Origin of the sequence: Ferribacterium limneticum, assembly GCF_020510565.1 — a bacterium.
Classification (GTDB): Bacteria; Pseudomonadota; Gammaproteobacteria; order Burkholderiales; family Rhodocyclaceae; genus Azonexus; species Azonexus limneticus_B.
The window spans coordinates 2971342-2994167 of sequence record NZ_CP075189.1 but is presented as its reverse complement, the minus strand read 5'-3'; the positions used below and the strand labels follow the sequence as shown (position 1 = coordinate 2994167).

Below are 22826 nucleotides of genomic sequence, written 5' to 3'. Positions count from 1 at the left end.
CATGATCGGCAAGCCGGGCCGGGGTTTCACGCTGATCGAACTGGTCATCACCGTCGCCATCGTCGGCATTCTGGCGATGACGGCGATGCCGATGATCGAGATGACGGCCAAGCGGCAGAAGGAAGTCGAGTTGCGGGCCGCCTTGCGGGAAATTCGCGGTGGTCTCGACGCCTATCGACGGGCCGTCGACGAGGGCAAACTCGAGAAGAAGGTCGACGAAAGCGGCTATCCGCGTCGTCTCGAAGACCTGGCCAAAGGCGTCGAAAACGTGCAGGACCCGAACAAGGCCAAGCTCTATTTTCTGCGCCGCCTGCCGCGTGATCCGTTTGCCGATGATCCGGCGTTGCCGGCGGAATTGACCTGGGGCAAGCGCAGCTATGCCAGCCCGCCCGATGCGCCGGTCGAAGGCGCCGATGTGTTTGACGTCTATTCGCTGGCCAAGGGCGTCGGCCTCAATGGCACGCCGTACCGGGAGTGGTGAGACATGAACTCCCGTAAAAAAGGCTTCACGCTGATCGAACTGCTGGTTGTCATGTCGGTGATCGCCACGCTGCTCACCATCGCCGTGCCGCGCTATTTCCAGCATCTCGACCGGGCCCGCGAAGCCTCGCTGCGCGAGTCGCTGGCCGTCATGCGTGACGCTGTCGACAAATATCGCGGTGACACCGGACGCTACCCGGAAACGATTGAAGAGCTGGTCACCAAACGCTACCTGCGCAAGGTACCGCCCGACCCGATCACCGAAAGCACCGAAACCTGGGTCATCGTCCCGCCGCCGGACGAACCGGGCCAGCGCAAGGTCTGGGACATCCGTAGCGGGGCCGAAGGGCAGGGCCTGAACGGCAGCGATTATTCGACATGGTGATCTGCCACGGTCAACCGGAAATTTTGGCCAAAAATGAAATCGGTCGTCAGGGTGGCTTTACCTTCCTCGGCCTGATGTTTGCCGTCGCCATCGCCGGCATTGCGCTGGCCGGGACCGGTGCCCTGTGGCAAATGGAAAGCCGGCGCGAGAAGGAAAAGGAACTGCTCTTCATCGGCGAGCAATACCGCCATGCCATCGGCAGCTATTACGACAAATCGCCCGGCGGCGTAAAACAGTTTCCGAACAAGCTCGAAGACCTGCTGCAGGACAAGCGCTACCCCAACCCGACCCACCACCTGCGCCGCCTCTATCGCGACCCGATGACGGCCGATGGCGAGTGGGAGTTGATCCGCCAGGAAGGCCGCATCATGGGCGTCGCCAGTCGCTCCTCGGACAAGCCGATCAAGGTGGCGGGATTTACCGCCGATCAGGGTGATTTCGAGGGCGCCGCGAGCTATACCGAATGGCGATTCATCAGCAGCGGCGGGGGGCAGCCGGCGAACGCCAATTCCGGCGCACAAGCCGGCGGCGCTCAGTCCACACAGGAACGTTAGCCACCCACGGTCCCGTCTCCGGAATGCAACATTGCTTCGCTAAAGTAGCCGGCATTTCATTCTGATGCTGCGGTCATCGCAGACCAAGGTCGATTCATGAGCAAGGGAATAACCCGCCAATCCGCTGCCGCGGCCGGGCGCTCGGCAATGCCGGGCAATCTGCAATTCATACTCGATCAGGGCATTTCCCTGCTGCAACAGGGGCAACTGGCCCCGGCCGAGGTCTATTTCCGGCAGGTGCTGACGGCCGTGCCGCAACATCTCGATGCTCTGCAGTTTCTCGGCGTCATCGAATACCAGAAAGGGCGCTTCGCGGCCGCTGCCGAACTACTGCAAAGTGCCATTGATCTGGCGCCCGACGCCCCGGGTTTGCACTGCAATTTGGGCCTGGCGCAGCAGGAACTTGGCCACCCTGAACAGGCGCTGGCCAGCTACGACCGGGCGCTGGCCCTGACGCCGAAATTCGTCGAAGCCCTCAACAATCGGGGCAATGTTCTGCGCCAACTGGGGCGGCTCGCCGAATCAGCGGCCAGCTATCGGCGCGCCCTGAGCTCGCGGCCCGATTTCATCGAAGCGCTGTTCAACCTCGGCATCACCCAGATCGCCCAAGGCCAGGCTGACCAGGCTGTGACTCCGCTGGCGCGCTGCCTGCGGCTGGCACCGGGGCATCTCGGCGCCTGGGGCCAGTACGGCGTCGCCCTCATGGCGCTCAACAAACATGCCGATGCCCTGAACTGCTTCGAACGCATTCTTTCGCACACAGCCAACGATGCCGAGGCGCATTACTGGCGCGGCAACGCGCTGCTTGCGCTGGGGCGCCCTGACGAAGCGCTGCAGGCCTACGGCAATGCAGCGCAGATTCGCCCCGATATTCCTGAAGTGCACTACAACATCGGCAACGTGCTGCTCGATCAGGGCCGGGTAGAAGAGGGCATTGCCGCCTTCAATCAGGCGCTGGATCGCCGGCCCGCCTTCCCCGAGGCGCTCTATAACCGCGGCGGCGCCGAACAGGATCTCGGGCGCTACGACGATGCCGCGGCCACCTACGAGCACCTGCTGACCTTGGTGCCCGATCATCGCTACGCCCTCGGCAGGCTTTTCCACTGCCGGCAGTTCGGCGCCAACTGGCGGCGCCACGCCGAACAGCGCAGCGCCCTGGTGGCCAGCGCCGACGGCGTCGTCCGCGACATGCCTTTCCCCTTCCTTGCGGTGAGCGACGACCCGGCGCTGCAACTGCGCTGCGCCCAAGCCTACACTGCCGCCAAGTATCCGCCGGCCGCCACTCCGTTGTGCAGTGGAAAGCCCTACGCTCACCAGCGCATTCGTCTCGCCTACGTCTCGGCCGATTTTTGCGAGCATGCCCTGAGCTACCTGCTGGCCGGCGTCTTCGAGACGCACGACCGGGCCCTTTTTGAAGTCTGGGGCATTTCGCTGAAACCCGGCGACGGCAGCGCCATGGCCGGTCGCGTGGCTACCGCCTTCGAGCATTTCATCGACGCCTCGGCCCTGAACGACAACGAAGTCGCCCGCCAACTGCGCGACCTCGAAATCGACATCGCCATCGACCTCACCGGCCACACCCAGGATGCCCGCACCGCCATCTTCGCGGCGCGGCCGGCGCCGGTGCAGGTCAATTACCTCGGCTTCCCCGGCAGCATGGGGGCGGCCTACATCGACTACATCATCGCCGACGACTTTGTCATCCCCGAGGCGGCGCGCCCGCACTATGCCGAGCAGGTCGTCCATCTGCCCGAGTGCTTCCAGGGCAACGACGACCGGCGCGCCATCGATACGCAGCCACAAACGCGTGCTGCCCACGGTCTACCGGAAAAAGCCTTCGTTTTTTGTGCCTTCAATAATACCTACAAACTGACGCCGGAATTCTTTGATCTCTGGATGCGCCTGCTCGCCGCCGTACCGGACAGCGTGCTCTGGCTGGCCAGCGCCGACGCCAGCGTGCAACGCAATCTGCGCGCCGAGGCCGAACGGCGGGGCATTGCGCCCGAACGCCTGGTCTTCTCGCCGCGCATCCGCTATGCCGAGCACCTCGCTCGTCTGCAGTTGGCTGACCTTTTTCTCGACACCTTGCCCTTCAATGCCGGCACCACAGCCAGCGATGCGCTGTGGGCCGGCGTCCCGGTCCTCACCTGCGCCGGCCGCGCCTTCTCGGCGCGCATGGCCGGCAGCCTGCTGCGCGCCCTCGGGCTGCCTGAGTTGATCACCGGTAGCCTCGCCGCCTACGAGGCGCGGGCCCTCGAACTGGCTGCGAATCCGGCCGTCCTGAGCGCACTCCGGTCGCGCCTGGCCAACAACCGGGCAACCCATCCGCTGTTCGACACCCGGCGCTTCACGCGCCACCTCGAACAGGCCTACCTCGCCATGCAGCAACGCGTCGATGCCGGGCTGCCGCCGGATCATCTGGTGATTGCTGCCGAGCTTTCGGCAGCCTGAAGTCTGGCCGGATTTCCAGGGACGGAGCTTTTGTCACCGTTCTGCAACAACAGGGTAACCAAGAGAGACTAAATTCAGGCGCTTAGCAAAAATATGCCAGCGAGCTCTCATGCGCCTTGCCCAGTCCGTCGTTCCCATTGTTTTTTTCGCGGTTGTTGCCTCGGCGCAGGCTTTCGAGGAGGGGCCGGCGGTGCCCGAGCTGCTGGCGCCGGCCTCGGTCAAGGTTCGCCAGCGGGCTTTGCCGGAAGACTTTTCGGCTGTCGGCAAGGCAGCGTGGGAAGACAGCAGGCCGGTGGTGGCGCCCTCGACGCGCGACCTACTTGCCGCCGTCAAGGCCGGCCAGTTCGATGCCGTCAAGACGCAGCTCAATGACGGCGCGCTGGCCAACGGCGCCGATGAAGTCGGCGAGCGGCCACTTATTGCCGCCGTCGCCGGCGAGCATGCCGAAATCGCCCGCCTGCTCATCCAGCGCGGGGCCAGCCCCAACGTCAAGGGGCCGGAAGGGCGGACACCGCTGGCCATGGCCTCGGCTGCCGGCAATCCCGGCATTGTTCGCATGCTTTTGCAGGCCGGTGCCGACATCAACGCCCGCAGCGACAACCGCGCCACGGCCCTGCATGAGGCTATCCGCTTCGACCACCCGGAAATTGTCCGTCTGTTGCTGACGGCCAACCCCGACCCCGAGCGTTACGACCGCGAGGGCCTGCATCCGCTGGCCTTGGCTGCGGCACTCGGCCGGCTCAACTGCCTGCTGGCCGTGCTCGACAGCCAGGTGGCGCCCGATCAGCCCGACCGCAAGGGCCTCACCGCGCTTTACTGGGCGCGGCGTTACGACCAGGCACTGGCCGAAAGCCTGCTCGTCGAGCACGGCGCCAGCCGCGAAGCCTGGCCACTCAACCTTGACTGATTACCCGCTCATGGACGCGCTGGTTACCCTCACGGCGGTCGATCTTGAGCGTTTGCTGATTACCATTGAATCCTCGCAGCAGGTGCATTTGCGCCACCAGTATTTCCTTTGGTCGCAAGGCGTGTTGCAAAGCTTCCTGCCGCACGAGGCGCTGATTATTGGCTATGGCGAATACGGTACGCCGTCCTTTCGCTATGAGGTGCTGGGGCGCACCCAACTGGCTGGCGACCGGATGCCGGGCAGCGATTTCGACAAACTGGTCGGGCTGGCGCTCGATAGCTGGCAGCATGGCGGCCACGTCCCGAAAGCCTTTGGCGGTGATGGCAACGGTAACGGCATTTGTCCGGTTGGCCAGTTGCTCAGTCGCTTCTCCATCGGCCACGCCATGGCGCACGGTACCCGCGAGTTCACCGGCGACAGCTCGGGTTTCTTCATCTTTCTCAACATGCCGGAAGCGCCCGGCCGACGCCATGTGTACTTCGCGCAAATGCTCATGCCCTACCTGCACACCACGCTGCACCGCATGCTGACGCAGGAAAAAAATGCGCCCGAACTGCCGGTTCGCTTCAACACCCGGCTCAGTGGCCGCGAGGCCCAGGTCATCTCGCTGGTCCGCGACGGCATGACCAACCAGCAGATCGCCGGCACGCTCGAACTCAGCCCGCTGACCATCAAAAACCATATCCAGAACATCCTGCGCAAGCTCGAAGTCTCGAATCGCGCCCAGGCCGTCGCCAAGGCCGTCAAGGCCCGGTTGATCAGCGATCAGCCGGGGACGTAGAGGCAATCCCACGGTCAACCGGAAATTTTGGCCAAAATTGAAATAGCCCGCGGCGCCAATGCGCTCGGGTCGAGGCCCATTGCTGCCCTTGAGCGAGCTCGGCGCGTGCCTTGTTCCGCCAAAACTGAAACCCGTAACGTTACGCCTGCAACGCCGCAAGCTTGACGGACAAAACCCCTGGCCAGACGCCAATGCCACCAATGTTTCAGATTATGACAATGGATAAGGCTGGAGCTGAGCCGATCAGACTATCTCCCTAGTCCGATCGGCGGGTCAAAAGGGCCTGCTGGCGCCGTATCTGGAGTCATCTTGCCCTCCTAAAGTGGCTGCATCAGCAAGGTTCTGTCCCGGGTGAAAAACTGTTTCTCACGGTCCGTGAGCGTGGGCTCCCGGTTGGCAGTGACCGAGCTGGTCGTTCTTTGCCATCTTCCGCTTCGCTCTGAAGCACAGTCAATTTTTCAAAGGGGTATTCAATGAAGTTTTCTCTCAAGACCATCGCTGCTGCCGTCGTCATGGCCGCTGCTGCTGCCAGCGCCAACGCTGCCATCGATAACGGTGCCCTGGGCAACGGCGAACTGATGTTCAACGCCTGGGACGGCCAGACGTCCTACGTTTACGACATGAACGTCTCAATCGACAGCTTCGAATCTGCGCTCAACGCTGGCGGCGCCCTGAACCTGTCCTGGGGCAACGACTTCACGACCTCCTTCGGCGCCTGGGTTGGTACCGCTGCTACTTCCAGTCTGAAGTGGAGCATCCTGGCCGTTGAATCCGATGGTCAGCGCCGCATCCTGTCTACCGTTGGTAACGGCGTTACCCTGCCGGCCCTGAACGGCCAGGCCGACGCGCTGCGCACGGCTGTAACTACTGTCCAAACCAGCTATCTGAACAACCTGAATCCGCTCCTCGGTGACGATGGTACGTCCTATGTCACCACCTCTACCGCTTCCGCTGGCTATGCCGGCAAGATTGGTGACAAGGTTTATAGCAAGTTCAACTTCTCGACTGTCGGTAATGTTGGCAACGACAGCTATGCCAATGGCCTCGTCTTCGAACAGACTCTGGCCAATGCCAGCGGTATCGCCAAGGGTACCAACACCGCCTTTGTCGACGGCACTGCCGTCCACGCCTGGGTCGCTGCCGACAACACCCTGCATATCGCCGCTGCCACCTTGCCGGTTCCGGAACCCGAGTCCTACGCCATGCTGCTGGCCGGCCTGGGCATGATCGGCTTCATGGCTCGTCGTCGCAAGAGCGCCTAAGCACTGCAATTTGGCTGCTGCGCCCATCCGGCGCGGCAGTCTGAACCCGTCTATCAAGGAGTTTTCCCCATGCAAGTCAAGAAAATCGCTTCCCTGTGCGCCGTCGCTTTTGCCGCCATGTCCGGCCAGGCCAATGCTGCCATGTCCGCTGCTGAGCAGACCATCGTCAACGACGCTGTCACCAACGGCCGCGTCATCTTCATCTCTGGCGCTTCCGCCACCCAGAAGGGGTTCACTGGCATCATCGCCAAGATGTTCACCGGTACCCCGATCCGCTTCGCCAACACCACCGCCGACAGCAAGGACTTCGAAGCCGTTGCCGGTGTGCTCGGTGCAGATGCCGGTGCCTGGTCCGGTAAAAACGTCATCGTCATCGACCGCGTCAAGGGCGGCTCCGTCTTCGGCGTCGATCCGGTTGCCCGCAATCAGAAGATCGAATCCCTGAAGGTCACCTCCGCTTCCTGCGGTGGCTCCGGTGCCGGCACGTCTTCTAGCCCGTATGTCTGTGACGTTACCCTCGAGGCCAACGGCGAATTCATGGCGCCGGATGCCGGCATCTCCGACGTCGCCCCGGCCCTGTTCGTCGGCCCGATCAACACCGAAGGCGAAATTCCCGCTGGTACCTTGACCGAAGCCGAGCTGGGCGAGCTGACTGCCACCCCGATCTACTCCCTGGCCTTCGGCGTGCCGGTCACCAGCAACGTCGGCGCCAGCGTGTCCTTCAACAAGGCCTTGGTTTCCGCCATCATGGCCGGCAACATCGGCACCTGGGACCAGGTCGATCCCTCGGAGTCCGGCGACATGATCGTCTGCCGCCGCGTGCCGGGCTCCGGCACCCAGGCCGTCGACAACCTGTACTTCGGCAACTTCCCGTGCGGTGGCGAGAATGCGAACACCCCGGCTGACCGCACGTCTTCCCTGGCTGCCGTCTGGAACAACGCTGCCAATACCTACACGGTCAATGGCGCTACCGGTGGTGTCGTGGTCATCGAGAACTCGACCTCCGGCGATGTTCGCAACTGCCTGAACAAGGCTGTCGAAGCCAAGACCGCTTTGCCGGTTGGTAGCTACACCACCTACGGTACCAAGGATCGCAGTGGCGCGGCCGTTACGGTGAGCTTCAAGAACGGTGTTGATCACAAGGCCGTCGGCGTGCTGTCCATGGACAGCCTGAAGGATTCCAAGACCACCGGCAAGTGGCAGTTCCGTTCGCTGAACGGCGCCGGCACGTACACCTGGGACAACACCGCCAACGAACCGGTTGCCACCGGCACCGGCATCTTCCCGACCCTGGCCAACCTGATCGACGGTACCTGGGATCTGCAGGGCTGGATCTCGTTCAACATCCCGTCCCGCACCACCGGCGACAAGGCGGATGCCATCAACAAGTTCCTGGTTTCCGCTCAGGATCCGGCCATCCTTGGCTCCATCACCGATCTGAAGAAGGTTGCCGCTGCGATTCCGGGTGGCGAATACTCCGGTGCCCAGGTCATGCGTGCCCAGTACCTCGGCAACAGCCAGTGCGCCCCGCTGAACCGCAACTACTAATCAGCTAAGGTTCTCCGGCCGCTCCTTGCGGCCTGCACCTGACAAGACAGCCCATGGTATCCATGGGCTGTTTTTATTATTCCTGAAATATTTTCATGGTCCGAACGGACTAGTTTTTGTCGTGCTTTTGGTCACGGAAGGGTAATGCCGTCTGGCGATAATCCTAGGGCTATGCTTCTCTCAAAATACTCCCTCTCGGCCGGCCTTCTGGGTCTGGCATTCATCGCCACCGGCGCCCAGGCGGCAACCTTCGATCTGCTCGAGTTCTCGGTGGAAGGCAACACCGTGCTGGCCGACGTTGATATCGAGCGCGCCGTCTATCCTTGGCTGGGTTTGCAGAAAACCGTCGTCGATGTGGAAAAGGCGCGCGCCGCGCTGGAGGCGGCCTACCAGAAGAACGGCTATCTTTCGGTATCGGTAGCCTTGCCCGAGCAGTCGGTTGCCGGCGGGGTGATTCGCCTGCAGGTCATCGAAGGGCAGGTCGAGCGACTGAAGGTCAGCGGCAACAAGTACACCTCGCGGACCGATCTGCGCAGCGAAGTGCCGGAACTAGCGCCGGGCGCAGTGCCTCATTTTCCTACCATGCAGGCCGAGCTGGCCCAGGCCGGGCGTTCGCCGGACCGTCGCGTGACCCCATTGCTGCGCCCCGGCGTGCGGCCGGGAACGATGGAGGTCGAACTGGCGGTTGAAGACAGTTTGCCGCTGCACGGCAATGTCGAACTGAATAACCGGCAAAGCCCGGATACGTCCGAGTCCCGCCTGGAGGCCGGCATACGCTACGGCAACCTGTTCCAGAAACAGCACAGCGCCGGCTTGAACTACGTGGTTTCCCCGGAAAAACCGGATGAGGTGAGCGTGCTGGCCGGTTTTTACAGCCTGCCCTTGAGCGAGACGCGCTCGCTGTCGGCCTTTATCCAGAGTTCGAACAGCAATATCGGCTCGGCGGTGGGTAGTACCGTGGTCGGTAAGGGTACGACGATTGGCGGCCGCATTTCATTTACCCTGCCGCAGCCGGCCGGCGTGGCCAATCTGTTTCATTCGCTGTCGCTTGGGCTTGATTTCAAGGATCTTGCCGAGACCCAGAATGCGCTGGGCTCGGATGCCAAGAACACGCCGTTGCGCTACATGCCGCTGGTGGCGCAGTACAGCTTCAGCCGTCTGGGCGAGTTCGGCGATTTCAGCGGCAACCTCGGCTTGGTAGTGAACCTGAACATGATTTCGCGGCAGGTCGATTGCCAGGGTGTGCAGATGGACCAGTTCGAATGCCGGCGTACCTACGCCCGCCCGGGGTTCTCGGTCTTGCGTGGTGATATGACGTATGCAAAACGGGTGCTGGGCTGGGAAGGTTCGGCCCGGATGGATTTCCAGTTCAGCAAACAGCCTCTGGTTTCGCCGGAGCAGATTCTGGCCGGCGGCATGGATAACGTGCGCGGCTATTTCGAAGGCGAAGCGGCGGGCGATGCCGGTTGGCGGCTGCGTGGCGAGGTCAAGACGCCGGCTTTTGCGGAGATTGGCTCGGCCGCCTTGCGCGCCTTGGTTTTTGTCGAGGGCGCGCAGTTGTGGCTGAACAACCCGCCGGCCGGTCAGACCAGTGATTTTTCACTGGCCAGTGCCGGGCTTGGCCTGCGCCTGAAGGGCGACAAGGGTGGCCCGTTGATGGTGCTCGATGTCGGACATGCCCTGCTGGACGGACCACGCACCAAACACGGCGACCTGCGCGGGCATGTGCGCCTGGGTTACGAATTCTGATAGGCCTGACGGATTAAACAGGGGTAAAGCATGAACCACGGAATCTATCGGCTGATTTTCAACAGCGAGCGCAATAGCTGGGTTGCAGTTGCGGAAAACGTGCGCGGGCGCGGCAAGAAGAGCAATCGCCGGCGCGTTGCGGCCGTGGTTCTGGGGTTAGCCGCTGCTGCGGGGGGCGAAATGGCTCTAGCGGCCGGCCGCGGACCCCTTCCTGTTCCATCCACGGCGGTAGGCAGACCTTTTGTTTTTTCCGGAGCGGTGACTGGTGGGCAGCCGTCGACGGTCGGCAACACGATGACGATCAATACGGATAGCCGCACGCTGGGGCTGAACTGGAAGAGCTTTGACATCGCAAGCGGATACAAGGTCGAGTTCGCGCAGCCGGATAGTACCTCGCGGGTCCTGAACCGTATCTGGGACAACAGTCCGAGCCAGATCATGGGCCAGCTGAAGGCCAACGGTCAGGTCTATCTGATCAATCAGAATGGCATTCTGTTTGGCGCGGGTGCCGAGGTTAACGTCGGTGGTCTGGTCGCTTCCGCACTTGGCATGTCCGAGACAATGATGAGCAAGCTGCTGGCCACCGGCTTGCCGACGACCAAGGGTGACAGCCTGACCTTCGCCTACGGCGCGGTGGCCGGCGAACCGGCGCAAAGCACCGTGGTGGTCGAAACGGGGGCGCGGATCACCGCTGCGGATGGCGGCAAGGTCGTCCTGATTGCGCCAAAGTCAGTCGATAATCAGGGGTTCATTGGGGGAGCTGGCAGCATCGAGACGATTCTGGCAGCGGGTGGCAAGGTTATCGTGACCGCGCCCGACGAACCGTCGCTGCGCGGCTTGCTGGTTGAAACCCAGGCCGCTACCTTCAAGGACAGCCTGGGCAGCAATGCAACGCTGGACGGTACAGCGACCAACAGCGGGCACATCGACACTGGTCCCGGGGGTGTCGTCACCCTCGCTGCCTTGGCGGTCAACCAGAAGGGGATTGTTAACGCAACGAAGGCGGTCAACCTGAACGGCACGACCATGCTGGTCTCCGGTTCAACTGAGACCGATCTGCTGACCGTAAACCAGCGCGGCAGCGTTGCTGAAATCGACTGGGTGAGCGGTTTCGGTGTCGGCGCCGGCAAAGCGGTGGAGTTTGTTCAGTCCTCTACGGGGAGTGTAGCCTACAACTATGTCTACGATCCGGATCGCACTGCGGTCGATGGTCTTGCCCTGAATCGGGCCGGTCGTACCAGTATCGATGGCATTCTCAAGGCAAACGGCCAATTCGTGTTGATCAACGAAAAAGGGATCGACTTCGGCAGCAATGCTCGCGTTTCGGCGAATAATTTCGTTGCCTCGGCACTCGGAATGAATCCGAACATTGTCGGAACCGGGCTGCTCGGACAAAAAAACGTTAACACGCGGGCGTTTTATCTCAATGCAAGACCCACGAAGTTCAGTGAGAATGACCCGGCGCTGAAGACAATCGTCAGCGATGCTCTGGCGACAGTTCGTCAGGCAACGATCAAGGTTCAGTCCGGCGCGCAGATTGAAAGCGGAAGCAATGGCTACGTCATTCTGGCGGGGATGAAAATTGACCAGGTCGGTCAGATCACTTCGGACAACGGCCAGGCTTTGCTGGCAGCCGGCGCAGATCTATACCTGAAGCCCGGTTACTCGTCATTCATGCGCGGATTTACCGCCGAGGTCAATCCGTTCTACATGGTCCGTGACGACGTAAACAAGAGTTGGGTCGCCCTGTCGCGCAACGACGATGCCAACGCTGTGATCAATCGGGGCACGATCAGCGTGCCTTTCGGCGACATCACCCTGGTTGGGCACGAAATAACCCAGGCCGGGATTCTGCGGGCGAGCACGTCGGTGACATCAAACGGCTCGATCCACCTCGTTGCGCGCGATCAACTCAATACGCAGGATGAAGGGGTGCCCGCCGCGTCGCTGTTTTATCGCCAGTACGGCGAGCAGGGCGTGTTGGCATCGACGTCGAATTCCGTGAGCAGCACGGCTGATGACGTTTCGGCCTTCGTAACTGGCCAGGTGGGCGGCAAGCTGACGTTCGCGCCGGGTAGCCAGACAGTGATCGACATCGATGGCCGCAACAAAAAGACCCTGACTGCCGACCAGACTTTCATCAAATCGTCGATAGAGGCTGTCGCCAGTAAGATTGTCGTTGCAGACGCCGATATCGAGGCTCGTGGCGGCAATATCCGCCTAAATGCAAGTGAGAAGTTCGGCGAGTTTTCTGCGTTTGCCACAGACCCGCTGGTTCCTGAAAGAACGGCTACACCCCAGGCGGGTGTGGGTATCTTCGTCGATGATGGTGCACGCATCGATGCATCCGGCGTCGATGCCTCGGGCGAGGATCAATGGGGAACGAAGAAGGGCAAGTCGGTTGCCGACCTCTTCATCGAGGTGGAGTTGCGCGGCGATGAATTCGCCGACAACGCGGTGCAGCGCTCCGGCACCTTGCGTGGCCAGAAAGCCTGGGTCGACATTCGCGACAAGGTGAGCATCGCCAACCTGGATGGCTGGGTCAACAAGGTCGGGCAGACTGTATTCGAGAAGGCAGCAACCGGCGGGGAGGTTTCGCTGGGTTCCACGGGAAGCGTGATCGTCAAATCCGGTTCGACGCTCGATGTGTCTGGTGGCAAGGTTGACTTCGCTGCAAGCGCTGTCCAGGAGTCGATCGCCACGGCCGTGAATGGCAAGAGCTATCGCCTGAATGATGCGCCGACTTCGATTCCCTACCTTTCGCTGACGACCGTCAGTCGCAATGAATCCGCCTACGTCGAGGGCAAGAGCGCCGGCACTGTTAGCTTGTCCGGGCACAGCCTTGCGGTCGACGGCAATTTGCTGGCAAAAACCACAGTCGGTACGCGGCAGCGCGAAATGGGGGACCCGTCCAGCAATCGTTATGCGGTTCCCTACGGTGGCCGGCTGATCGTCAAGGACTTCGGGCAGCATTATGTTGTCCAGGATCGCGACCTGGCCAGCCAGGCCCAGATCGCGGCGGTCTTCGATCGCGCCCAGATTAGCTTTGTCAAGGGCGCAGCGACGGCAGCCAGTGGGCTAAAGGCTGACGATGCGGCCGGGCCGAAACTCGAATTGTCGGAATTGATCGCCGATGCCGGTTTTTCGCGTTTCGAGATTTCAAGCGAAGGGCGGATCGATATTCCGACCGAAGTCACGCTCGATCTGGCGGCTGGCGGCAGTTTTTCGGCATCCGGCCGGCAAATCTACGTGGCCGGTGATATTTCGGCGCCGAGCGGCAAGATTGCACTGAGCACGCTGGATATGAGCGGTAAATCGCTTGATGCGCCATCGACCAACGAAGCGAAATACTCTACCTTGCTGCTTGATTCGGGCTCTAGCCTGTCGACCGCCGGGGTCTGGGTCAACGATTATCTGGGCAATCGCCTCAGCAAGATGGCCAAGTCCATTGACGGCGGTAGTGTCAGCCTTGTTTCGGCCTACGACATCGACTTGCGCGCCGGCAGCGCTATCGATGTTTCCGGTGGCGGTTGGGTGAATTCCAGCGGCAAGTTGACTGCGGGCAATGCCGGATCCATCAAGCTCGCTACCGGCGGTGTCGAGGGGGCTGCTTACAATTTTGGAGGCGATGGCGATCTTCGGGATGCCAGTTTGTTCCTCGATGGCACGCTGTCCGCTTACGCGCTGGGCAAGGGCGGCAAATTGACGGTGGAAACGTCGGCAATCACGCTTGGTGAGAAGTTTGCCGAAGACAGTCGGGCCTGGAGCCGTTCCGATCGGCTGGAAAAAGAGCAGGTTGGTGCGGCATTCGACGCCGGCTTCGTCGACCGTGGTGGATTTTTCAGCTTCTCGTTCGTGGGGCGCGACGGAGTGACCGTTCTCGATCGTGCACAGGTTTCTCCGGATCCAGTGAGTTGGTCACTGGCTGGTTTGCCGGGTTATCGCTTCCGGTCGACCAGCAGTGCGGTGGGCAGTTTCGCTCAGTCGGTCGCGCTGCACCCTGAATTGCGCGCCGGATTGACTTCTCTTTCGCTGGCAACGCGCAGCAGGGAGTTCGGCGATCTGCACGTCGGCGAGGGCGCCTATCTTGGTGTCTCGGCTCAGGGCAGTATCGATCTGGTTTCCATGGCGCAATTGACCGTGCTCGGTACGCTGGAGGCGCCGGCTGGCCAGATTTCGCTGCGCCGTCCGAAAGACTATGACGAGAAGGTCAGTACGAAGGGTTACAACCAACTCGAACTGGAGTTTTCAGATACCAAACAGTCGGAATCAATCTACCTTGGATCGAACAGTCGCCTTTTAGCTGCAGGTACCACAGTGTTGTCCGCAGATACGCGCTCGGCGCTGGAGTCTGGGGCGACCGCCGAATCGCTGCTTGCCGAGTCGCGTTACAAGGGTAGCGTGTTGAATGGCGGCACTGTCAGCCTCGATGCCGGTTTTGGCTATTTGGTTACGCGCGAAGGGTCGCAGATCGACGTGTCCGGCGCCAGCGTAACGTTGAATGCGGCAACCAGCAATGGTCAGGGTGGGGTTTCCTATCCAGCCCAGACCGTGGGTAGCACCGGCGGTACCGTCAATTTCAAGGCGCGCGAAGGCATGCTGATCGATGGAGGGTTTGCCGCTACCGGTAAACAAGGCGCCTTGGGCGGTACTTTTACCCTGTCCTTTATTGATGTCGATTACAAGTCAAATCCGTGGGATATCGACAAACCCGAAAATGGTGATTTCACGGCGGAGCAGTTGGCATCTATGGCCGACCGACAACTGACGCTCTATCAATCGACCGGAGGACATGCCGCTAACTGGTTACTTGATGGTGATGGTGGCAGCTATCTGGCAGGCGATACTCTCTTGAACTCGTTGAAATACAACGGCCAGGCTGCGCTTGATCTGGCGTTGCTCACGTCCGGCGGGTTCGGATCGTGGTCGCTGACCAGCCAGCACGAGATGCGCTTTTCCGGCGCCATTACGGCGACAGCGAACAATCAGCTCAAGCTGTTGGCGTCAAAATTCTCGGCTGCTGACGATACGACAGTTGTCACGCTGACTGCGGCTGCAGCGCAGATCGGAAACATCAGGACCGGTGCCACTGCATCGACGGCGAGCATCGGCAATGCCAAGGCAACGATCAACGCGCTCGACATTGGGCTGGTTGGCACCTTTGACTGGAACGGCTTCGGGACCACCAAGTTTGTCAGCCAGGGTGAAATCCACTTCGACAGCGTCGGTACGAGCGTTAGCGACTACAAGGGCCAGATGTCGGCTGCCGGCGACCTGACGTTCTCGGCTGCACGCCTGAGCCCATCGACCTACAGCAATTTCCGTGTGGACCTGTTGGCCGATCCGAATAGCAGTATTTCGATTACCCGCCCGGAAGGGGCTGTCGCCGATGTTTCGCTGTCAGCTGCGGGCCGCCTCGAATTTGCGGCGCCGGAGATCACTCACGAAGGCACCATTTCCGCTCCGCTGGGCGAAATTGTTTTCAGCGCACCGGGCGGCAAGGTGACGTTGAAGGAAGGAAGTATCACCTCGGTAGCCGCAGACCGTGATCTGTTGTTGGGCTATACCACCGAGTCCGGCACGGCCTGGAAGTATCTTGGCAGCAAGATTACGGCCCTGCCCAACAAGGGTGTCCGGATAGATGCCTCGGATACCGTGGTTGCCAGCGGCGCCAAACTCGATCTTTCGGGTGGCGGCGATGCGTTGGCTTGGGAATTCACCGCTGGACCGGGCGGCAAAACTGACGTTCTGAAGGCATCGTCCCAGACATTTGCCATCGTTCCGGGTTGGAGCGGCTTTACGGCGACGGACGGTGAATTGCAGCAAGGATATTTGTCGGCGACCGGTGATTTGGCCGCCCCGTTGAAGGCCGGCGACCGAATTGCTCTAGCCGACAACCCGGCCGGTCTGAACGGCAGCTATGTTCTGCTGCCGGCACGCTATGCGGTTCTACCCGGCGCCTATCTCGTGACCGTCACGAGCAGCAAGGAAAGCGTGCTCGGCAGGGTGCAAACCCAGGCCGACGGCTCATGGTTGGTAGCCGGTTCGCGCCTCGCCGTCAACTTTGACGGAACGACTACTACGACTACTGCCTACTCAGCAACGCCGCTCACGCTTGAACTGGCTAGTTCAAGCGTTGTCGCAACGCGGGCTGCTTACGTCACCACCAAGGCCAGTCAGTTCTTCTACGATGTCGATGGTGCGAAGCTGCCGGGCGATGCCGGGCAACTGACGGCTATTGGCCGAAACAGTCTGGTCTTTGATCCGGCGGTCGTGGCTATGCGGGTGGCCGAAATTTCTGCTGCCGATGGGCGCCAGCGCGCCGGGAGCGGTCTTGAGGTCGATCTTGCTGCACCCAAATTGCGCGTAACTGACAACGCAGGCACGGGCACGGCAAATGCTGGTTGGTCGGTCCTCGATCAGGAGAAGCTCAACGCCTTGGGCGCGTCGAGCATCCTCATCGGCGGCGCGCGGACGGTAAGCGGGATGACGACCACTATCGAAAGCGTTGCTAGCGATGTTGAGGTCAACAATAGCCACGGGGCGCTGAGCGTCGCAGAAATAATGATGACTGCTACCGATAGGCTGACCGTGACAGAGAACAGCCGTATCGAGTCGATCGGTAGTGCCGATGTGCGCGATATCAGGCTTAGCGGCGACGGTGCGTTTATGCGTGTGGCAGAGAGCGGCCAGGCGGCGCTGACGCGGGTCGATGGGACCGTTCAGCGCGCCAAGGGCGACCTGAATATCGAAACGGGTGCCAGCATTGCCGGCCAGTCGTTGATTTTTGATGCTACTCGGAACACGGCATTGGACGGAATGGTTTCGCTGGGCTCGCGCCGTAGCGATGGCAGCCGCGAGAGCAACGGTGCCATCGCCATCGGTGCCGGGCGGCTCAATGTCGTGGGCGACGGCAGCACTCCGGCTGATGGGCTCACACTGGATAACGCGTATTTGGCGCGTTTCGCGACCGGCGACCAGCTTCGGTTAACCAGCTACTCCACTCTGGATCTCTACGGTAACGCCGTGTTGGGCTCGGCTAGCCTCAAGGAGTTGATTGTCACCGCTGCTGGCGTTGCAGGCCACGGTGACGCTGGCAGCGTGGCCGAAATCGCGGCCCAGAGCGTTCGCTTCATCAACCCGGAAGGTTCCTCATCCTTCGTGGCGGGCGATACGCTGGGCGGGGGGCGCCTTGGCATCCAGGCAACCATGGTCGAATTTGGTGAAAATGCGACAGCCACCGGCCGCAAGGCCGAGACGGCCGGTTTTGCTATCCGTGGTTTTAGCGATGTCGATGTCGTGGCAAGTGGCGACGTTCGCTTTGCCGGTATCGGCGTTACCGCCATCGACAACGTGGACGGAAGCGGCAACGCGGCAAATCTGAACATCGATGCGGCGCGCGTTGTCACGGTGGGTACGGCGGACCACCTGTTGGTGGCTAGCGGCGCGACGACCATCACGCGCAATGCCAAGGCCAGCACGGCGGAATCTGATGTTGGCCTTGGTGGCACCCTGGATTTGCGTGGCAAATCGCTCGACGTTTCCGGAAAAATTGATGTTGCCGGCGGCACGCTGACACTTTCGGGTACCGACTATCTGAAGGTGCTCAAGGACGCGTTTGTGGGGGCAGAGGGCAAAAAGGTTGCGTTTGACGATACCTATGCCTACGCCTCGGGCGGACGGATTGCCCTCAAGTCGCAAAATGGCGATGTCACTGTGCAAGACGGTGCAGTCGTCTCGGTTTCCGCAGATCCGGATGGTGGAAATGCGGGTAGTCTTTTGCTGGTCGCCCCGCAGGGGACGGTTTCTGCTGCCGAAGGCACGTTGCGCGGCGCAGCAAATGAGGCAAGCGAACAGGGCTTGCTGACCGTAGATGCCAAGTCGCTGGATCTCGACGCGCTGACAGGAGCGGTGATCGACAATGCCGGTACGCGCCACTTCACTGCGGGTTGGGATATCCGTCGGCGCAGCGGCGACTTGACGCTGAACAAGGAAATCAAGGCGGATGCCGTGAAGCTGGCGGCAGACGCAGGCAACATCGACATTGCCGGCATCATCGATGCTTCGGGCAACAAGGGCGGCACGATCGAGCTTTACGCTAATCGCGCTGGCGGCGTTGGTGGCTGGGTCAACCTGAAGGCAGGTAGCCAGCTCAAAGCTTATGCTGAGGAAAGCGTAGGAGCCGGGCAGGGAACAAAGGGGCAGGGTGGCACGGTGATCGTCGGCGTCAGTGCCAGCGATGCCGCAGACGATCTGGCCACCGGTATTAGCTTCGACGGAGAGAGCGGCGGCAAGGCGGCTGCTTCGATCGACGTGTCGACAGCAGTCGATAGCACGGCTGACAAGGGCAAGGTGATCTTCCGTGCGCCGCGCCAGGATACGTTAGGGAATTTGACTGGTTTCGATGGTGCGATCATCGTCAGCAATGACGCACTTGCCAGCGTGCTGCCGACTTCTTACGTTGTCAGCCCGTCCACCGCAGTTTCCACCCTGGGTTGGGGCACGACAGTCAGTATCCGGTTGTCGGCTAGCAGTATTGCCCAGGCAACGCTCGATTTGAGTGGCCTTGGTAGCAAGAATGTACTGCGTGCCGATGGCACCGCACTTTCTGACAACGATCTGGTCAGCGCGACAACTGGCAAGGTGCTTGTTTTCGACGGTAGTACATTCAGGATTTCACCGACAGCTGCTTCAGCAATTCCGGCTACTCCAGCTTCCGCTGCGCTGACCTCGGGGGCATATCAGGTTTCCGGATCGGCACCGGTTGCATGGGGTATGACGGCATTCAAGGCGGCAGCGGCAAACCTGGCGACTACCCAGATCAAGGTTGCCGGTAAGAGCTACGCTCTACTTGGCAGCAATGGCAGCCCACTTGCAGCGGGAGCCATCAAGAAGGATCAGAACGTCCTGGTGGTATTCGACGGCACTGCCTTCCGGGTATCTCCGACGACTCATACAGCAGCTCGTACGGTTAACCTGGCGACTGGCCCGACCGCCACACAATACCGGGTCGATAGCGCTAGCACTGTTGCCGGTTTGGTGTCGGGGAGTGTGGTGACCTTTACTGCGACGGCACAGGCAACTGCAGGTGCAACCCTCAAGGTGGGCGGCAACAGTGCTGTCGTTCTGCTAAAGGCGGATGGAACGCCGCTGGATAGCGAAGTCAAGGAAAGCGGGGTGCTCAAGACTGCTGCCACGTTCGAAGCCGGGCAAAGTGTGGTCGCCGTGTTTGACGGTTCGGCCTTCCGCATTTCTACGTTGGCGCTCAAGGACACCGGCACGGTTGCCAATACGTACAAGGTGACGCCAACTGTGAAGCCGGTATCGAATGCCGAGGTAACGACCGACGGCTATACGGTGACATTCAGGGCACGGCAGGCCAATACCGGGGCCGGCAAGCTGACTGTTGTAACCGAGGCCAGTACCTCCGGTACGACGATCAATCTGAAGCAGGCTGATGGAAGCGCCTTGAAGAGCGGCGACATAAAGAACGACCAGTTGTTAACGGCCGTCTACAACACAAATGCCGATGGAACGGGCGAATTCCGCTTGGTCGGCGGCACTGAGCTGGCAAGTGCGCCAGTAACCGACTCGGCTATGGCCACGGTCAACCTGCAGGGCAATATCTCCGGTGCAGCAAGTGTCGCCCTCGAAGCCGTCAATACGACGCGCAAATCGGGAGAAGTGGTTCTGGGTACGGATCAGCAGCGATTCATTGTGGAGAGGACGGCACAGGCTGCCGCACTCAAGGGTAAATCCTTTGTTGCTGTAGCTGATGCCGAGGGGCGTTTAGAAGTCGTGTTCCGTCCAGGTGAGGAGATTCGTTCGACAGGTGATATCTCTGTCAGTGGAGACTGGGACTTCAGTTCGGCGCGCTATGCGAGTCAACCGGGAACGCTCAGCCTGCGTGCCGGTGGCGATCTTAATGTGGCCGGAACGCTGAACGATGGATTTGGCGAGCTGGTCACCGGGGATAGCTCTTTCCGTGCGGTATCCAGGGATGCGCAGCTTGCTTCGAGTGGCGACAGTTGGTCGTTCCGCCTGGTGGCTGGCGCGGACTCGGCGCAAGCTCAGCCGATGGCGACCCGCAGTGAAACAAGCGAAGGAAGCATACTGATCGGCACCAACAAGCTGGTGCGGACGGGGACAGGTACGATCGAGATGGCCGCCAGCAAGGACATCAAGCTCTTTGACCGCGCCGCGATTTATACCGCCGGGGTGGATGCCGCGACTCAACCGGATGGCTTCGTGGCTGCATCGGCGCCCAGCAGAACGGCCGTAGGTGAAAAATCTGCCTTCTCGATGTTCCCGTCAGGGGGTGGCGATATCAGCCTGACCGCTGGCGAGGACATCCTGATGGTCAAGAGCGGAGACAAGGATCCAGACGAACGTCATATCAATGAATGGCTATTCCGGGCCGGCGGCAAGAGCGCCAGCTTGCAATGGTGGTCGCGGATAGCGTCGTTCCAGCAGGGGGTGGCGGCTTTTGGCGGCGGTGACGTCAAGGTGACCGCCGGCCGGGAGGTTAGCAACCTGGTGGTTGCCTTGCCTACCAATGGACGAGTTCCTCAAATCGATGGTGTCAGCCAGCCTGACAGCGCGGTAGTGCAGGGTGGGGGCGATCTGACGGTGCGTACGCCGGGAACAATTACGGGCGGCTTGTTCTACGTGGAAAATGGTGTCATGCGTATCGACGCCGGGGCTTTGAAATTCGATGTCGGTCTTGCCCTCGGTAACGCACCGGCTATCGTGACTGCCAAAGGCGATATCGAGCTTGGCAACGTTTTCAATCCGCTTTGGGTAGATACCGACTACGTCTACAACACCTACAACGGGGAGAAAAATCTTGCCGGTAACAAGGGCACTGTTGCGTGGACGAATGCCAACAAAACCAATAATGAGTATGACGTTCGCTTTGGAACTTATGGTGAGAATACCAAGCTAGATGTCGTATCGGCAGCGGGCGATGTGGCACTGAATGGCAAGGGCAGTTTTTTTGGCAAGTCTGACGATGAAACCCACCGCCTGATGCCTTCCAGGGTCAAAGTGGCTGCACTGAATGGCGATATCGAAGGCAGTGTGGCGCAAGCGTCGGGTAAAAACGGGCAACTCGACCTGCTCGCCCAGGGCTCGATTTCGCTCACCGATACCTTCATTACACAGCTTGACGTTCCTGCCGAGTTGTTGCCCAGCGTACGCAATCCGCTCAAAAATACGGGCATCAACGGTCGCAGCGGTTTTAGCCTGATAGGTTTGTTGTCGAGTGGCAGCGTTCTGGAACAGCATTCGGCGACGGGTTGGCATGCCGACGACACTGAGCCGAGCCGCCTGGTTGCCCTGAACGGCGATATCGTGGCCAAGACCAGTGATTTCTCCAAGTATTCGCAGTTCAACGAAGCGGTGCGCGTTGTGGCCGGTGGTGACGTTACGGACTTCAATGTCAGTATCCAACATGCCCACGCTGGTGACGTAAGCAGCATTGTCGCTGGCGGGGATGTCGGTTTTGCTTATCAGACCACGGGTGAGCCAGGCAAAGTAAAAGCGGTTGCCGCGCATTCTCTTGGCATTGAAGTCACCGGCCCGGGAAGTGTCGAGGTAGACGCCGGCGGGACTGTCGACCTAGCTGATACCGGCGGTATCGTATCCCGTGGCAATCTGGAAAATCCATATCTGCCGGAGGGCGGTGCCAGCGTTTTGGTGGCCGCTGGCGCTACGCCGGACTACGAATCGCTCCGGGTCTTCCTGAAGGTGGGCAAGGAAATCGGGAATGCCGAGTTGCGCATGCGTTTCTTTACCTTGCTGCGCGAATACGGCAAGGAAGCCCAGAAGACTGGAGATGAGAGTTACTACGAGAAGGGACGGTTGTTGGCGCAAGCTTTGTTCCCGAGCGAAAAAATTGGTCGGGGAGACATCAAGTTGTCGGTCAGCCAGATCAAGACCGAGCAGGGCGGTGGCATCCATGCCTTTGCGCCGGGCGGCAGCATCCAGGTTGGCGTGGCCGTTCCTACGCTGGAAAAGAAGGCTTCCCAGCAGGGCATCTTCACCATCCGCGACGGCGAGATATTTGCCTATGTCGCCAACAACTTCTTGGTCAACCAGTCGCGAGTATTCACGCTCGACGGTGGCGACATCATGATTTGGGCCGATAAAGGCGATATCAATGCCGGCAGTGGTTCGAAGACGCAGATTTCTACGCCGCCGCCGGTGCTGGTCATTCGTGACGGACAGATCGTGCTTGATACCTCCAACTCGATTTCAGGGTCGGGTATTGGTGTGCTGGCTTCACGTGATGATACTCAGGCCAGTGACATGAGCTTGTTTGCTCCAGAGGGAGCGATTGATGCCGGTGATGCTGGCTTGCGCAGTACCGGGAATATCACGCTTGGCGCACGGGTGGTTCTCAATGCCAACAATATTCAGGCTAGCGGTAACGTGTCAGGGGCGCCTGCGCCGGTCACGGCCGCCGCGCCCGTTGCCGCCGTGACCAATCCGACCAACAACGAAAACAAGGCCCTTGAAGAAGTTGCGCCTGCCGCAGGCAAGCGCGACGGGGCGGGGGGCATGTTGACGGTCGAAGTGCTGGATAGTGAGCCTGCAACTGCTCAGACGCCGGCGACAACCGAACCTTCTGCTCCGGCAAAGGCGCCGAACAACGACGATGAGCGGAAGCCCAAATCCAGTTCTGCCGGGTAGCACGGCTGTAAGAATC

At 60.7% G+C, this 22826-nt stretch carries 10 protein-coding genes; all 10 read left to right on the top strand.

Annotation, left to right across the window (positions count from 1 at the left end; genetic code table 11):
* Position 1: 1 nt before the first annotated feature.
* Positions 2–481 carry a type II secretion system protein gene (locus KI610_RS14320; protein ID WP_226495639.1) on the top strand — a complete coding sequence of 160 codons (480 nt, stop codon included), beginning with the start codon at positions 2–4 and terminating at the stop codon, positions 479–481.
* 3 nt (positions 482–484) lie between these two features.
* The gene (locus KI610_RS14315) at positions 485–865 is read left to right on the top strand and encodes a type II secretion system protein (protein ID WP_226495638.1); all 381 of its coding nucleotides are present in this window, start codon (positions 485–487) and stop codon (positions 863–865) included.
* A gap of 23 nt (positions 866–888) precedes the next feature.
* Positions 889–1419, top strand: coding sequence for a type II secretion system protein (locus KI610_RS14310; protein ID WP_226495637.1), 531 nt, complete (start codon positions 889–891; stop codon positions 1417–1419).
* 96 nt (positions 1420–1515) lie between these two features.
* Complete coding sequence (locus KI610_RS14305; RefSeq protein ID WP_226495636.1) at positions 1516–3870, top strand: tetratricopeptide repeat protein; 2355 nt, start codon at positions 1516–1518, stop codon at positions 3868–3870.
* A gap of 109 nt (positions 3871–3979) precedes the next feature.
* Positions 3980–4777: an ankyrin repeat domain-containing protein gene (locus KI610_RS14300; protein WP_226495635.1), complete on the top strand. Its 798-nt coding sequence runs from the start codon at positions 3980–3982 to the stop codon at positions 4775–4777.
* Positions 4770–5558 (top strand): XrtB/PEP-CTERM-associated transcriptional regulator EpsA, encoded by a 789-nt coding sequence (epsA, locus tag KI610_RS14295; RefSeq protein ID WP_226495634.1) that lies wholly within the window; start codon positions 4770–4772, stop codon positions 5556–5558. Before KI610_RS14300 ends, epsA begins: the two co-directional genes overlap by 8 nt.
* A gap of 473 nt (positions 5559–6031) precedes the next feature.
* Positions 6032–6820: an FxDxF family PEP-CTERM protein gene (locus KI610_RS14290; protein ID WP_226495633.1), complete on the top strand. Its 789-nt coding sequence runs from the start codon at positions 6032–6034 to the stop codon at positions 6818–6820.
* 69 nt (positions 6821–6889) lie between these two features.
* Positions 6890–8368 carry a hypothetical protein gene (locus KI610_RS14285; RefSeq protein WP_226495632.1) on the top strand — a complete coding sequence of 493 codons (1479 nt, stop codon included), beginning with the start codon at positions 6890–6892 and terminating at the stop codon, positions 8366–8368.
* Between the two features lie 171 nt (positions 8369–8539).
* Positions 8540–10117 (top strand): ShlB/FhaC/HecB family hemolysin secretion/activation protein, encoded by a 1578-nt coding sequence (locus tag KI610_RS14280; protein WP_226495631.1) that lies wholly within the window; start codon positions 8540–8542, stop codon positions 10115–10117.
* 30 nt (positions 10118–10147) lie between these two features.
* Complete coding sequence (locus KI610_RS14275) at positions 10148–22810, top strand: filamentous hemagglutinin N-terminal domain-containing protein (protein ID WP_226495630.1); 12663 nt, start codon at positions 10148–10150, stop codon at positions 22808–22810.
* Positions 22811–22826: the final 16 nt, after the last annotated feature.